Annotated in this window: 12 protein-coding genes and 9 tRNA genes; 12 read left to right on the forward strand and 9 right to left on the reverse strand. The window is 42.8% G+C overall.

The window, feature by feature from the left end; all coding sequences use genetic code 11:
* Window positions 1-48: 48 nt before the first annotated feature.
* From B6N13_RS09655 to ppnN, 3 genes are all read left to right on the forward strand, one after another.
* Window positions 49-954, forward strand: a complete 906-nt coding sequence (locus B6N13_RS09655) for a LysR family transcriptional regulator (protein ID WP_012071462.1) — start codon at window positions 49-51, stop codon at window positions 952-954.
* A 64-nt stretch (window positions 955-1,018) separates the two neighbouring features.
* Window positions 1,019-2,158: a cell division protein ZapE gene (zapE, locus tag B6N13_RS09660; RefSeq protein WP_169459225.1), complete on the forward strand. Its 1,140-nt coding sequence runs from the start codon at window positions 1,019-1,021 to the stop codon at window positions 2,156-2,158.
* 167 nt (window positions 2,159-2,325) lie between these two features.
* Window positions 2,326-3,696, forward strand: a complete 1,371-nt coding sequence (gene ppnN / locus B6N13_RS09665; RefSeq protein ID WP_012071460.1) for a nucleotide 5'-monophosphate nucleosidase PpnN — start codon at window positions 2,326-2,328, stop codon at window positions 3,694-3,696.
* 220 nt (window positions 3,697-3,916) lie between these two features.
* Here ppnN and glsB read toward each other — a convergent pair whose 3' ends face one another.
* The 4 genes from glsB to B6N13_RS09685 all read right to left on the reverse strand — a co-directional run bounded on the left by glsB (window position 3,917) and on the right by B6N13_RS09685 (window position 8,134).
* Window positions 3,917-4,828, reverse strand: a complete 912-nt coding sequence (glsB, locus tag B6N13_RS09670) for a glutaminase B (protein ID WP_012071459.1) — start codon at window positions 4,826-4,828, stop codon at window positions 3,917-3,919.
* A gap of 168 nt (window positions 4,829-4,996) precedes the next feature.
* Window positions 4,997-5,815, reverse strand: coding sequence for an NAD(+) diphosphatase (nudC, locus tag B6N13_RS09675; RefSeq protein ID WP_012071458.1), 819 nt, complete (start codon window positions 5,813-5,815; stop codon window positions 4,997-4,999).
* Window positions 5,816-5,888: 73 nt separating this feature from the next.
* On the reverse strand, window positions 5,889-6,914 hold the full coding sequence (gene tdh / locus B6N13_RS09680) for an L-threonine 3-dehydrogenase (protein WP_012071457.1): 1,026 nt from the start codon (window positions 6,912-6,914) through the stop codon (window positions 5,889-5,891).
* Window positions 6,914-8,134 carry a glycine C-acetyltransferase gene (locus tag B6N13_RS09685; protein WP_348981536.1) on the reverse strand — a complete coding sequence of 407 codons (1,221 nt, stop codon included), beginning with the start codon at window positions 8,132-8,134 and terminating at the stop codon, window positions 6,914-6,916. Before B6N13_RS09685 ends, tdh begins: the two co-directional genes overlap by 1 nt.
* A gap of 197 nt (window positions 8,135-8,331) precedes the next feature.
* Here B6N13_RS09685 and B6N13_RS09690 point away from each other — a divergent pair, with 197 nt between their 5' ends.
* The 9 genes from B6N13_RS09690 (at window position 8,332) to B6N13_RS09730 (ending at window position 10,337) form a co-directional block, all read left to right on the forward strand.
* On the forward strand, window positions 8,332-9,396 hold the full coding sequence (locus B6N13_RS09690; protein WP_169459227.1) for a polysaccharide deacetylase family protein: 1,065 nt from the start codon (window positions 8,332-8,334) through the stop codon (window positions 9,394-9,396).
* A gap of 62 nt (window positions 9,397-9,458) precedes the next feature.
* Window positions 9,459-9,549, forward strand: a tRNA-Ser gene (locus tag B6N13_RS09695).
* Between the two features lie 41 nt (window positions 9,550-9,590).
* Window positions 9,591-9,666 (forward strand) — tRNA-Asn (locus tag B6N13_RS09700).
* Between the two features lies 1 nt (window position 9,667).
* Window positions 9,668-9,744, forward strand: a tRNA-Pro gene (locus tag B6N13_RS09705).
* Window positions 9,745-9,772: 28 nt separating this feature from the next.
* Window positions 9,773-9,848, forward strand: a tRNA-His gene (locus tag B6N13_RS09710).
* A gap of 13 nt (window positions 9,849-9,861) precedes the next feature.
* Window positions 9,862-9,937: transfer RNA gene (locus tag B6N13_RS09715), tRNA-Lys, on the forward strand.
* 142 nt (window positions 9,938-10,079) lie between these two features.
* Window positions 10,080-10,155 (forward strand) — tRNA-Asn (locus B6N13_RS09720).
* 1 nt (window position 10,156) lies between these two features.
* Window positions 10,157-10,233: transfer RNA gene (locus tag B6N13_RS09725), tRNA-Pro, on the forward strand.
* Between the two features lie 28 nt (window positions 10,234-10,261).
* Window positions 10,262-10,337 (forward strand) — tRNA-Lys (locus tag B6N13_RS09730).
* A 616-nt stretch (window positions 10,338-10,953) separates the two neighbouring features.
* Here the strand turns inward: B6N13_RS09730 and B6N13_RS09735 are convergent.
* The 5 genes from B6N13_RS09735 to B6N13_RS09755 form a co-directional block, all read right to left on the reverse strand.
* Window positions 10,954-11,037, reverse strand: a tRNA-Tyr gene (locus tag B6N13_RS09735).
* A gap of 51 nt (window positions 11,038-11,088) precedes the next feature.
* Window positions 11,089-12,042 carry a ProQ/FINO family protein gene (locus tag B6N13_RS09740; protein ID WP_169459228.1) on the reverse strand — a complete coding sequence of 318 codons (954 nt, stop codon included), beginning with the start codon at window positions 12,040-12,042 and terminating at the stop codon, window positions 11,089-11,091.
* Window positions 12,043-12,228: 186 nt separating this feature from the next.
* Window positions 12,229-12,702 (reverse strand): hypothetical protein, encoded by a 474-nt coding sequence (locus B6N13_RS09745; protein ID WP_012071454.1) that lies wholly within the window; start codon window positions 12,700-12,702, stop codon window positions 12,229-12,231.
* A complete protein-coding gene (locus B6N13_RS09750; protein ID WP_012071453.1) occupies window positions 12,699-12,929 on the reverse strand; it encodes a cell division protein ZapB in 231 nt (76 codons plus the stop codon). The genes B6N13_RS09745 and B6N13_RS09750 overlap by 4 nt, the downstream gene beginning before the upstream one ends.
* Before the next feature lie 56 nt (window positions 12,930-12,985).
* Window positions 12,986-14,182 (reverse strand): flagellar assembly protein T N-terminal domain-containing protein, encoded by a 1,197-nt coding sequence (locus tag B6N13_RS09755; protein ID WP_169459229.1) that lies wholly within the window; start codon window positions 14,180-14,182, stop codon window positions 12,986-12,988.

Genomic DNA, 14,182 nt, shown 5'->3' on the forward strand with positions numbered 1-14,182 from the left:
TGTTATATAACGTTCACTTTTTATTATGTATCTAAGGGATGATAGGCAATGAGTCGGTTGAATTATCATCATCTGTATTATTTTTGGCGGGTTGCCAAGAGCCCGAGTCTGACGGAAACTGCAGAAACTCTGCATATTTCCCAATCTGCGCTTTCCGCACAGATAAAACAGTTGGAACAAAGTTTGGATGTGGCGTTGTTTATTCGCCAAGGACGTAAGTTGGTACTGACCGATGTTGGGCGCCGCGTACTGGCTTATGCTCAAGATATTTTTAACACGGGTGAAGAATTAGAAAAATTTATTCAGAAGGACAGTGCAACACAGGTTCAACACATTACCATTGGTGTGCAGAGTAATTTATCGAGAAACTTTATTGAGAGTTTTATCGCGCCATTGTTAAAAAGTGAGCATGTGGATTTTTCACTTTCTTCTAGAAGTATGACGGATTTGCTCAATGGTCTCGTCAACCACGAATTAGACTTGGCGCTGACCAATCGTGCTATTTTAAGCGAAGGTCATGATACGACATGGCGTAACCAGCTAGTTGCAAGGCAAGCTGTGGCAATTGTTGGACCTTATGGCGAAAAGCCAGCAACGCCTTTTCCACAAGGTTATGAAGATAAAAAATGGGTAGTGCCGGGACGTAATACCGATATTCGTTCATCATTCGAATCTTTTTGTGCCACGCATCAATATTTGCCAGATATAAAGGCGGAAGTGGATGATATGGCGATGTTGCGATTATTGGCAAGGGACAGTGGTTATTTGTCCGTATTGCCGCCTGTGGTGGTAAAAGACGAGATTCAATCGAAAGTGCTAGAGGAGTATGAAAGTATTCCTCAAGCGTTTGAAAATTTCTACGCCATCACTATGCCGCGCAAATTTACTTCGCAATCTGTATTGGATTTGATCAAGATTGCGATTCATCAGTATTCTGTTGATTATTCACTTTAAGTGTTCTGAAGGGCTGTCTAAAAGCCCCATACTTAAAAAGGCAATAGTAAGAAGGCAATAGTAGATGACACCTTTGCAAACCTATCAAGCTCACTTAGAGCAGAACGAAGTGACGTTTGATGAGCGTCAGCAACCTGCGTTACATGAATTAGAACGTGTTTATCAATCGTTACTGTCGAACCTATCAAATGGTGACGCGTTAGAGTCAACCAAAGGCGTTTATCTTTGGGGTGATGTGGGTCGTGGAAAGACTTTTTTGATGGATTTGTTTTACGGTTGCTTGCCTGATGGAATGGCGTTAAGGCTGCATTTTCATCATTTCATGGCGCGTTTACATCGAGAGTTGAATCTCGCCTTTGGTCAGAAAAATCCGTTAAAAGGCATTGCCAAACGCTTGGCATCAGAGTGTCGAGTGCTGTGCTTTGATGAATTTTTTGTGTCAGATATTGGTGATGCCATGTTGCTAGGTGGCTTGGTTGAAGCCCTTTTTGAAGAAGGTGTGGTGCTGGTGGCGACCTCAAATATTGCTATTAAGGATCTTTTTCAAAACCAGCTACAAAAAGAACGATTTGCCCCGGCCATTGCTTTATTAGAAGCAAACTTAAATGCAATTCATCTTAGTGGCGAAGAGGATCATAGATTACGCCATACCGGATTTACGCCGATTTATTTTGTTAACGATGAACAAGACATGTCAGCCTTGTTCAAACAGTTGGCAAAGGGGGATATTAACCAGCAGCCGCTACAAGTGTGTCGTCGTTCTATTAAGGTCATAGCGTCGGCAGAGAACATCGCTTGGTTTGATTTTTATGCCTTGTGTGATGGTCCAAGATCGTCTCTGGATTATATTGAGCTGGCACAAACTTATCCCTTAATTATGCTCACAGGCATTCCTGAACTAAGCAGTGAACCTTATGAACACATTAAAGCGCGAGGCACAGAAGACGGTGCCATTGGCTCAGGGCAAACGGGTGAGCGCGTGGTATCGCTGGGGGTGAATGATGATGCTGTGCGTCGCTTTATTAGCTTGGTAGATGAGTGTTATGACCACCAAGTAGTTCTATTGTTAAGCGCGGAAGTGCCTTTGGATAGCTTATATTTAAATGGTTCGTTGTTGTTTGAGTTTCGTCGTACATACAGTCGTTTAATTGAAATGAAATCTCATTACTATCAAGCATTACGAATAAGTCTGATGAATAAGTAGTATGGCAAGCTTTATTGGCTAAATGGACTGGTTAAATGGTTGATTTCATTCTGACTATTTTACTAAGTTTTGCGTAAAAGCTTGATAAAACAAGAATGCACGACCACTATATTTAAAAGCAATGAATTTAAAAGACATTAATAAAATGACAATTAAGGAGGGCGATCATGCAGTATGAAGATCGCGTTGATGCGTTAGTTGCACCGAAAGGTTCGTTAGAGATGTTATCTCAAGATGAGATTTCTCGTTTGTCAGAAGAATCTGGTCCACTTCATGAGCTATTTCATCGCTGTGCTTTGGCTATTTTGAACTGCGGCAGTGATTCTGATGATCCGCAAGCAGCCATGGAAGAGTTTAGAGATTTTGAAATCCGCATAGTGCAACAAGAACGAGGCGTTAAGTTGCAGCTGAAAAATGCACCGGGTAGTGCCTTCGTAGATGGCAAGATGATCAGTAGTGTGCGTGAGATGTTATTCAGCGTATTACGTGACATTATTTTTACTCAACATGAAATTCTTGCGCGTGGTTTAGAAAATGCCAGCTCAGAAAAATTAACCAATGTTGTGTTTGAATTATTACGTAACGCAAATGTTTTTCGTCGTATTCAAAACCCAGACATGATTGTTTGTTGGGGGGGGCATTCTATTGCGCGTCACGAGTACGATTACACCAAACGTGTAGGTCACGAATTAGGCTTGCGTGAACTGAATATTTGTACCGGTTGTGGGCCGGGGGCAATGAAAGGGCCGATGAAAGGTGCCGCTATTGCACATGCCAAACAGCGTATCAAAAATGGTGTGTATTTAGGTTTAACCGAACCGGGCATAATTGCCGCTGAGTCACCAAACCCGATAGTGAATCAGTTGGTTATCATGCCAGATATTGAGAAACGTCTTGAAGCCTTTGTACGTGCTGGGCATGGCATTGTGGTCTTCCCTGGTGGGGCCGGAACCGCAGAAGAAATTTTATATATTTTGGGTATTTTGTTACATCCGAGAAATGCCGATGTACCCTTTCCTTTGGTGTTTACTGGGCCAAAAGAAAGTGCGAATTATTTTGAGCAAATTCATGCCTTTATTGGTGATGTGCTTGGCGCAGAAGCACAGAATAAATACCGCATCATTATTGAAGATGAAGTGGAAGTAGCGCGAGCAATGAAGCAAGGTATGGAAGATGTTCGCCAATACCGTAAAGCGCATCAAGATGCGTTTTACTACAATTGGAAACTGCATATTCCAGAAGAGTTTCAGTATCCGTTTGAACCAACCCATGACAAAGTTCGTGAGCTGAATCTACACTTTAATCAAGAAACGCATTTGCTTGCCGCGGATTTACGTCGTGCTTTTTCCTCTATCGTTGCCGGTAATGTGAAAGCGCAAGGCGTGGCTTATATCAAAGAGTTTGGGCCATTCGAGATTCATGGCGATAAAGCCTTGTTAGCGAAGCTGGATGCCTTGTTACAAGCCTTTGTTCGTCAGCAACGCATGAAGCTGCCGGGCAGTGCGTATGTGCCGTGTTATAAGGTCATCACAGATTAGTTGGATGGCTACTGCGCTCGCCAATACTTTGTTAAAAACAGACTCAAAATGCTCATTTATAATCCATAAACTCTGCTTTTTCGTCTGTTTTTGCCTCGTCTAGGCTTTGCTCGTAACGCCATCCTGAGTTGGGTGGCTACTGCGCTCGCCAATACTTTGTTAAAAACACCAATAAAAAAGGGCTTCTTGTGAAGCCCTTTTTTGTTTCTAACGGTTAATCTTAACCAAACACTGACCAGCCGATGCTTTCCGATAGCGCTTCAAGCGCTGCCATGCCAGCTAGTGAGTTACCCGATTTATTGAGTTCTGGCGACCAAACACATACGGAAAAACGATTGGGCACAATGGCGATGATGCCACCACCAACGCCGCTTTTGCCCGGTAGTCCTACACGATAAGCAAAGTTGCCAGCCTCGTCGTATAAGCCGCTGGTGGCGAGTAAGCCGTTTACTTGAGTGGTTTCTCGTGCACTCAGTATTTGTTCACCACTAAGCTGTGAGTAGCCTTTGTTCGCAAGGAAACTGAAGGACTTGGCTAAATCCACGCAATTCATGCGCATGGCACAGTTATCGAAGTAACTATGCAACACATCTTCTACGTCGTTTTCAAAATTACCAAAAGCTTTCATTAAATACGCCATGGAAGCGTTGCGTGCACGGAACTCGTATTCAGAATTGGCGACGATCTGGTCTGAATTCAGATGTGGGTTATCGGCTAAGCGCCGAATGAACTCTCGCATGGCGTAATGCGGTGAGGCAAAACGGGACTGATTCATGTCGCTGATTACTAGAGCGCCAGCGTTGATAAAGGGGTTGCGAGGGACGCCAGCTTCGTATTCTAGCTGTACTAAGGAATTAAACGGATTACCTGAAGGTTCTCGTCCAACGCGTTTCCACATATCTTCGCCATAGTGTTTGATGGCAAGGGTTAAGCTAAAGACTTTAGAAATACTTTGGATAGAGAAGTCTGTATAGGCTTGGCCTGCATGATAAAGCTCGCCGTTGTTGCTGTAGATAGCAATGCCAAATTGATTAGGGTCTACATTAGCCAATGCGGGGATGTAATCTGCGACTTTACCTAAACCGATTAATGGTTTTACTTTTTGTTCTATAGAATGCAGTAAATCTTCCACGAGGTTCTCAGTGTTATTTTTAATGGGAAGTGAATGGTTGAGCTTGATGGGGGGCTAGTATAGGTATTTACCTAAAGATTACTAGGGATAAAGGGGGATTTGGTGAATATGGCTGCTTTCAAACACGCCATTTGATTACTGGCGTATTTGAAAGTAAGAAAGTCGTTTCTATAGCGTTTTTGCTTCTCTTGTTTTTTTTATATGGTCTACATGTAAGTTAATTAGTTGTCCTGAGATAGTTGCGTTGTTTGGTATATTCGGTAAATTATCGATTTGATACCAGTTAGCCTCTTCTATTTCGCCAGGTGCCGGTGTAATTTCACCACTGGCATAATCAGCAAAAAAACCTGTCATTAATTGATGTGGAAAAGACCATGGCTGGCTACTTACGTAGCGAATGTTGGTGACTTCTATGCCGACTTCTTCTCTAACTTCTCTTGCTACCGCTTGTTCTAATGTCTCGCCCGCTTCGACAAAACCTGCGATATTACTAAATCTGTCTTTGGGCGCCTGTGGGCCTCGAGCAAGTAGTACTTGATCGTCCTTACGGATCGATACAATGATACAGGGAGAGATTCGAGGGTAATGGCGCAGATTGCACGACGGACAGATCTTTGTGTGTTCGGTGGCGTGTTTTTCTCTCATGGCGCTGCCGCAGCGGCCACAAAATTGATGGTCACGATCCCATGTAGATAGCTGATGTGCTCGACTTAACAAAATATAACTGTGTTGATCTTGTAGGAAGAGTAACTCTCTTAGACCAATTTCAGTAAAGCCTTTGGGAATAGATTCAAAACGACACACGAAAATATCTTGGCCATGCCATTGGCCACAATACACAGCACTCATTTTAGAGTTAGGCTGGAAGTGCGTAAAAGGTGTAAGAAATTGATTTTCGGATTCTATTAATACTTGGTTTCTATGTAACAAGATGTAGAGCGCATCTTGATGGGGACGTGGGTGTGTTTGAATGCCTATTTCTAACATGTGATTGCTCGGTTTGCGTCTAAAGGAATTACGCTAACGCGATCATCTTCTAGACGCAATAACCTAAGAGGATTTAATTCCAATCCAAAATGACTTTTCCTGATAGACCTGAGCCCATGGTGTCAAAGCCTTGCTGAAATTCATCGACTTTAAAGCGATGGGTAATGATTGGGCTAATGTCCAAGCCAGACTGCAGCATAGCAACCATCTTGTACCAAGTTTCATACATTTCTCGACCATAAATACCTTTGATAATCAGGCCTTTAAAGATAACTTGGTTCCAATCTATGAGTGTGTCTTTGCCTGGAATACCTAACATGGCAATTTTTCCGCCATGATTCATGCATTCCAGCATCGAACGGAAGGCCATGTCATTGCCAGACATTTCTAAACCGACGTCGAAGCCTTCGTGCATATCTATTTCGGTCATGACGTCTTTCAATGACTCACGGCTAACGTTGACTGTACGGGTTGCGCCCATCTTTTTCGCTAAATCTAGACGGAAGTCGTTCACATCCGTAATCACGACATTACGAGCGCCCACGTGTTTAGCAATAGCTGCTGCCATAGCACCAATCGGTCCTGCTCCTGTGATTAAAACGTCTTCACCGATCAAATCAAACGATAGGGCGGTATGGGTCGCGTTACCAAATGGATCGAATATCGCGGCCATGTCGTCACTGATATTATTGGGAATCTTAAATGCGTTACTTGCAGGAATAACCAAATACTCGGCAAAAGCACCGGTGCGGTTTACACCAACGCCGAGGGTTTTTCGGCATAGGTGACGACGACCCGCACGACAGTTACGGCAATGGCCGCAAGTAATGTGGCCTTCACCAGAAACGCGATCACCAATCTTAAAGCCTGATACTTCTGGGCCTACTTCTGTGATCACTCCAACAAACTCATGACCAACAGTCATCGGTACTGGAATGGTGTTTTGCGCCCAATCGTCCCACTGATAAATGTGCATGTCTGTGCCGCAGATGGCGGTTTTACTTATTTTGATAACGACATCATTGTGACCACAATCTGGATGTGGGACATCGGTCATCCAAATGCCTTTTTCGGCGTGAAGTTTCGCAAGCGTTTTCATTATTTGTTTCCTTCCATCCTTCCTTTAATGATACCCATCTCACGGCCTACCTTTGCAAAGGCGGCTATGGCGAGATCAAGTTGTTCCGTTGTTAGTGACGCTGACATCTGAGTACGGATTCTGGCTTTTCCCATTGGTACGACTGGGTAGGCAAATCCTGTTACAAAGATCCCTTCCTTATATAGCGCATTTGCCATCTCTTGTGCGAGCTTTGCGTCGCCTAAAATAACAGGAATAATAGGGTGATCCCCAGGTACAAGGTTGAAGCCTAAAACGTTCATTTGGGCGCGGAAGTATTGACTGTTTGCTTTGAGTTGTTTGCGGGCTGAATCGCCTTTTTTAAGAGACTCGATAATTTGTAAGCTGGTGGCGGTGATTACTGGGGCAAGTGAGTTAGAAAAAAGATAAGGTCTAGAGCGCTGGCGTAACCAATCTACAATGCTTTTAGAGGCGCTAGTGTAGCCGCCAGACGCGCCACCAAGGGCTTTACCTAATGTGCCAGTGATAATGTCGATGCGACCTAGTACATTGCAATATTCGTGACTACCACGGCCGTTTTCGCCTAAAAAGCCTACTGCATGGGAATCATCTACCATGACTAAGGCGTCGTACTTGTCTGCAAGGTCGCAGATAGATTTAAGGTCGGCGATGATGCCGTCCATAGAGAAGACACCATCGGTCACAATAAGCTTGGTTTTCGCACCGTCCTCATCCGCTTGTTTTAGATTAGCTTCTAGTTCTTTCATGTCATTGTTGGCGTAGCGATAGCGCTTTGCCTTACATAAGCGAATGCCGTCAATGATACTGGCGTGATTGAGTGCGTCGCTGATGACAGCATCTTCTTGGCTTAATAAGGTTTCAAATAATCCTCCATTCGCATCAAAGCAAGAAGAATATAAAATAGTATCTTCCATTTGTAGGAAATCACTCAGGCTTTTCTCTAGTTGAGTATGAATGCTTTGTGTGCCGCAAATAAAGCGTACTGAAGCCATGCCGTAACCGTATTCATCCAGCGCTTGATGAGCCGCTTTGGTGACTTGGCTATCGTTTGCTAGCCCAAGGTAGTTGTTTGCACAAAGGTTTATTAAAGGCGTTTTGTCGGCGGTGGTGATTTGACTCGCTTGTGGCGTGATAAGTGGACGCTCTACTTTATAAAGGCCTTCTTGCTTAAGTGTTTGGAGTTGGTTTTCTAGGTTTTGGTAAAAAGCAGATTTACTCACGTTCTTTCCTCTTGTGGAGATTAGCATTCCTTTTTTATGAACTCCTTATACCTATTGAGTGTAGGAGGGCGGTACAAATATGAGTAGATGCAGTGACATAGTAAAATGGGCATAACAGTTTTGCTTTTTGATCAGGCTGGTCTTGCTGCTCGTTCGTCCGTAGAATGTGGGCAAATATTAATCAAAGAGGAAATGGCATGTTGTCAAAGGTTCATTACAGCATTTTACTGGGGGCGTTGAGCGCAACTATGGTGGCTCAAGCTCAGGATTATTTACCTGTTCTGCAATACCATCATGTAAGTGCTAGTTCACCTAAATCGACTTCTGTTACCCCTGAACAGTTTACCGAGCAAATGGATTACTTAAAAAACGCAGGCTTTCAGGTTGTGGATTTGCGTTCAGCATTGGACGATCTAAAAGCCAACAAAGCATTACCTGAAAAAGCAGTCGCTATTTCTTTTGATGATGCTTACCGCAGTATTTACCAGGCAGGCTTTCCAATTCTTAAAGAAAGAAATTTTCCTTTTACGGTGTTTATTAATACAGAACCTGTTGAGCGTAAAAGTCGTAGCTTCTTAACCTGGGAGCAGATGAAAGAAATGGAGCAGTCTGGCGGTGTGTTTGCCAATCACACTATTAGTCATCCTTATATGTTGCGCAAAGAAAAAGGTGAGTCTGATGGAGCCTGGTTATCTCGTATGGCAAAAGAAGTGGATACAGTTGAAGGTCTACTAGAGAAAAACCTTGGTCATTCACCAAAAATGTTGGCGTATCCTTATGGTGAGTCTAACACCCAGATTCGAGACATGATGAAAGAGCGCGGCATAATGGCCTTTGGTCAGCAGTCTGGCGTGGTAAGTGCTGATTCCGATTTTGAAAACCTGCCGCGCTTTCCAGCTTCCGGTGCTTATGCCAAGTTATCTACGTTAAAAACGAAGCTAAATGCCAAACCAATGCCTTTGTTGTCCGAAAAGACGGGTGGTGACTATGCAACGGATCAGCCTGTTTCGATTAGCTTGACCTTCAAAGAAGGTAAGTATCGATTTAAAGATCTAACTTGTTATGTTGCAGGACAAGGTAAAGCGAAGTTGGATTGGGTTTCTGATAACGAAGTAACAGCGACGGCAGAGAAACCATTCAGTGTTGGCCGTGGCCGTATTAACTGCACTATGCCTGATAATTCAGGCAAGCATTATTACTGGTATTCTAACGTTTGGATCCGTTCTTCCCCTGATCAGGGCTATGTGAGTGAAAAAAGTTAAATTTTTTTCAAAAAGAGGTTGCACTGAAATTTCAAATCAGTATTATACACCTCGCTCGCAACGGAGGGGTGGCAGAGCGGTTTAATGCACCAGTCTTGAAAACTGGCGTAGGTTAATAGCCTACCGAGAGTTCGAATCTCTCCTCCTCCGCCATCTTATAAAGATGGTTGTTGTAAGTAAGATAAAATATTAGTTCCTCGATAGCTCAGTTGGTAGAGCAAATGACTGTTAATCATTGGGTCACTGGTTCGAGTCCAGTTCGAGGAGCCATCGGAGTATAGCGCAGTCTGGTAGCGCGCCTGCTTTGGGAGCAGGATGTCGGGGGTTCGAATCCCTCTACTCCGACCATTATATTTTATCGTCATCATTAGTAATGGTGGGCGTAGCTCAGTTGGCAGAGCTCCGGATTGTGATTCCGGCGGTCGTGGGTTCAAGCCCCATCGTCCACCCCATTACTTGATAGTTGGGTCGTTAGCTCAGTTGGTAGAGCAGTTGACTTTTAATCAATTGGTCACTGGTTCGAATCCAGTACGACCCACCAACTATCTCTATACAGAATTCAAGTCTGATTAATTCCTCGATAGCTCAGTTGGTAGAGCAGTTGACTTTTAATCAATTGGTCACTGGTTCGAATCCAGTACGACCCACCAACTATCTCTATACAGAATTCAAGTCTGATTAATTCCTCGATAGCTCAGTTGGTAGAGCAAATGACTGTTAATCATTGGGTCACTGGTTCGAGTCCAGTTCGAGGAGCCATCGGAGTATAGCGCAGTCTGGTAGCGCGCCTGCTTTGGGAGCAGGATGTCGGGAGTTCGAATCTCTCTACTCCGACCATTAATTCAAGTCTAAAAAAATTATGAGCGGGTCGTTAGCTCAGTTGGTAGAGCAGTTGACTTTTAATCAATTGGTCACTGGTTCGAATCCAGTACGACCCACCATTCTTCTCATAATCCTATTTATCTAAAAAATTCCTTACTATTCTTGATTTTTCTTTAGATTTCTTCAAAATCGTCTATCGTCTATCGTCTATCGTCTATCGTCTATCGTCTATCGTCTATCGTCTATCGTCTATCGTCTATCGTCTATCGTCTATCGTCTATCGTCTATCGTCTATCGTCTATCGTCTATCGTCTATCGTCTATCGTCTATCGTCTATCGTCTATCGTCTATCGTCTATCGTCTATCGTTGTGTATTGCGGTTTGCTCTAAGTGTGCGCTGTGGGCTTTCTGAGAGCGTTTAGTTGTGTCGCTTGCTGTCCTGAATTGGTTTGGTTATGGGTGTCATGCTTGCTTTTGTGGTGTGGGATGAGGATTGTGTTGATGGGCTCTTGAGTCTATGTTGCTATGTGTGTCTTGTGGTGCGGTGATTTTGGTTTTGATGGCAGTTTTTGAGTGGTTCTTCGGTCTGTCTGGTGAGGTGTGGATTTTTCTTGTGGATAAGTCTGTGATTAAGGTGTTGTTTTGTTGATAAATATAGGTGGGTATTAAAATTTTTTGTGGATTGTTTTGTTGATCTAGGTGGTAAGATATTGAATCTTAATTAGAAACTGCTAATGGTGGAGGGAGGTGGATTCGAACCACCGAAACTTTCGTGGCAGATTTACAATCTGCTCCCTTTGGCCACTCGGGAACCCCTCCACAGCAGCGCGACGTATAATATACATCGCGCTTTACTATGTAAATAGTTTTTTAGGATTTATTTAATAGTTTTGCTAATTTCGCTTTCATGCGCTCTTCAGGAGATAGATTGTCATAAATATCTTCTTGTTTAGGTGCACTTTGAGGAGCTGCTTTAGGCTTTGAGTGTGCTTTGTTTTTCGCTTGAGCTTTCGGCTTGTTGCGAGCAGGTTGGGCAGGCCTTTCTTTTACAGGTCTGCTTGTTGTCGCTGTCTTAGCTTTTGTTGGAATCATGGAGTCAGGTAGTGCTGGCTCATTATTGACTGCAACACCTTCCAGGTCGATTCGTGGTTGGCCAGACAATAAGCATTTCTTATATCTATCAGAGCGAGTGTAAGCTGCTAGGGCGCGTTTTTGCTTGCTGGCATTAAAGTCATCATCCAGCACCATATCTTTGTCTATACCGACTTTTAGAGGTTTAGGTTGATTCCAGTCAAACGCTTTGGGGTAACGGTCTTCAAGCATTTTGATTAGGCGGCGATTATTTTTTTGATTCTTTTGACGCTTTTTTTGTTCAGGCGTCAGAGTCGCTGCCTCTGTGGTGCTGTCACTTGCTTCTTGTACGCTAATGTCGGTATCGACTAGTTTGTCGTCTTCTTGCAAGCCGTTAAGCTCAGGTTGTTGTGTGGTCATGTAATCAATCTGTTCTGTTGTCGTGGTTGTGGTGCTGCTATCAGCATGCTCGTGCAATAAATCAAAGTTAAGTTGATATTCAACTTCGCTTATTTTTATTGCTTGCTCCGGGGCTGATGTATCACTTAAAAGATCAAGAGAGTCTTCAATATAGAGCTGCAATTGATCTTCAGTTGAACGATCTGCCATGTGTTGCAATAAGTCCATTGAGGCGCTGTACTCAATGGAGGGGTCGTTCTTTTCTTTTAATTTTTGTATTTCCTCGTGCGCATTTTCTAACTGCTTAGCTAGCCAGTTAATTCTTGCTTCGAGTTTAGCGATAAGTTGTTCCATAAAGACACAAGGCTCAATATTTTATTGGAGTCAGCGGAATACTTGGTGTATTGCTTGTGCCAATCATTTCTTTTCGCTGATTCTCGCTTGGTAGGGTAATGGGTATGTTGCTACCTTTTTGCCACCAAACGTAAGTCATTATTATTAAAAAACTAGCCATGAAAACAGGTAATAATTTCATCTTACTCAGAAAGTAAGTCCTGCACCAACCATGACATGCTTGTCGTAGGTATCACCACTGCTGTTTAGTATTTTTACAAATATATCTAGTCGTGATACGTCGGATATCCCTATGCGAAAGCCAGCTTCTGGGTAGTAGACGGTATCGTCAAGGAATGAAACGCCACCACCGATAAACGACCACATTGGAATGCCTGGTAAAATTTGAAGCGCTGGTGTTGAGCTATAATAACGTGACCCTAAAGAGATAGCGTTCTCGAAAGTCTCTCCAATAACAAATGATAATCCGCCATAAAAAGAAATGTTCTCTGGCAGAGTATACTCCATTGATGCATCTATAATGGAGGTGACATTTGTTTCTCCTTCAGGAGTTGTTGGTCTCACGGCTGTTGATGAAAAATTTACCAAACTCGCAATCTGACCTTCAGCTGATGCGTTTGCACTCACTAGAACTAAAGCTGCAAGTAGAAGTGATTTCATTGTTTATCGTCCATTTGATTTAAGCGGTTTAGCATTTGGGAAAGTGATGACTCCCAATTTGATTGCTGCTCTTTTGTTTGATCTAGTGTGCTTTGGATTTCACTTTTTTCTTCGCTAAGCTCGTAGTTTTGCATTTCTAATTCAGAAATGCGTTTACGCAGTGAGCCAATTTCTTCTACTGCTTCGTTGATGCGTTGTTCTAGGTGGTGTAGTAATTCGTTATTCATTGTATCTGTCCTAAAAATAAAAATCGCCGTTTGTGTTTGGGCGTAGTTGTATGAAATTACCAGGCAATAACAACATCCTGTTGTTGCACGTTTAATATGTGAGAGTCAACAACGAGTTCTCCAACTGAAAAGTTGGGCTGTACCTGCTTTATTGTAACACTGATGTTTGCATTATTCAGCTGAGTTTGAGTAGATTGCAACTGATTAAAAACTTCATAACGTCGATAAACATTGAATTTATCTCCCTGTTTTATCCCTGCTAATGATCCTGCTGAAATATGTATTCGGTTGCCTTCTGTGCGAAAAATATTGGCGATAAATGGCTGACAACGTAGTTTTTCGCTGGTGTCTAAGGCGCTTTCCCTGAGTGCCTGTTGAACAACTTTACCGTAATGAACTGTCCAGAACTTTGCGCTGCCAAAACCTATTTTTGCACGATCTGATACATCCCAATTACCTATTTCATTGTATCTATGTTCAAACAAAAGGGCGCCACTGAAACCATCATAAATATAGATATCGACCACAAAGTTTCTTTCTTTATCAATATTTTCATCTAATAGGTCTTTTGTATTCTTATCATTTGGATGCCTTAGGTATAGTTCTCCGATATCTCTAATGACACCGCTGACTATGTATTGTACACCCAACTGTTCACTGATTCTTGTGACATTTGTTAGAGAGCCATCATAGTTTGTAGAGGAGGGGGCGTTTATGAGATCTGGATAGATGGCAATGTTGGTGGCGGTTAAGGCTCTTAAATAACCTTGTTTGTTTATTTCATCGGCTAGATCTTTTGGTAGTTCTCTGGATATATTGCTGAGTTCTCCCAATCTTGCTTGCTGAGGGACTTGTAATTCAAATCCTGTAACGCCAACAGTTTTTTTGTAGTAACTAGTTGGTCCAGAACTGCATTGTGAGTCAGGTGTGACATCTACGCGAGCCACAATGGTGAGGAAGTCACCGTTTTGCTCCTCAGAAAGTATTTTGGCTTTTTGAACATAGCCAGAACTGCGTATCTCTAAATTAGACTCTAGTTCACCATTATAGAGTTCATCTTTAATGTTAACTCTGGATCCAGACTCTAAAACGGCTTGTTTTATGGCTTGTTGTGTCGCTCTATAGCGAGCATCAGCAATATCATTGTTATAAATAACCGCTTCACCGACAGCTGTGATGCTTTTGGCAAAACTGGCTGTTGGCAATAAAAATGAAGCAACTATGATGATCAGTAAACGCTTTAAAAGTAACAT

Source organism: Marinomonas sp. UCMA 3892 (genome assembly GCF_012726345.1).
Lineage (GTDB): Bacteria > Pseudomonadota > Gammaproteobacteria > Pseudomonadales > Marinomonadaceae > Marinomonas.

Excerpts from the sequence above, each read along its gene's own strand:
- B6N13_RS09745 (WP_012071454.1), bottom strand. The coding sequence starts at position 12,702 with ATGAAATCACTTCTACTTGCAGCTTTAGTTCTAGTGAGTGCAAACGCA.
- B6N13_RS09655 (WP_012071462.1), top strand. The coding sequence starts at position 49 with ATGAGTCGGTTGAATTATCATCATCTGTATTATTTTTGGCGGGTTGCC.
- B6N13_RS09750 (WP_012071453.1), bottom strand. The coding sequence starts at position 12,929 with ATGAATAACGAATTACTACACCACCTAGAACAACGCATCAACGAAGCA.
- ppnN (WP_012071460.1), top strand. The coding sequence starts at position 2,326 with ATGCAGTATGAAGATCGCGTTGATGCGTTAGTTGCACCGAAAGGTTCG.
- B6N13_RS09755 (WP_169459229.1), bottom strand. The coding sequence starts at position 14,182 with ATGTTACTTTTAAAGCGTTTACTGATCATCATAGTTGCTTCATTTTTA.
- nudC (WP_012071458.1), bottom strand. The coding sequence starts at position 5,815 with ATGTTAGAAATAGGCATTCAAACACACCCACGTCCCCATCAAGATGCG.
- B6N13_RS09740 (WP_169459228.1), bottom strand. The coding sequence starts at position 12,042 with ATGGAACAACTTATCGCTAAACTCGAAGCAAGAATTAACTGGCTAGCT.
- B6N13_RS09690 (WP_169459227.1), top strand. The coding sequence starts at position 8,332 with ATGTTGTCAAAGGTTCATTACAGCATTTTACTGGGGGCGTTGAGCGCA.
- tdh (WP_012071457.1), bottom strand. The coding sequence starts at position 6,914 with ATGAAAACGCTTGCGAAACTTCACGCCGAAAAAGGCATTTGGATGACC.
- zapE (WP_169459225.1), top strand. The coding sequence starts at position 1,019 with ATGACACCTTTGCAAACCTATCAAGCTCACTTAGAGCAGAACGAAGTG.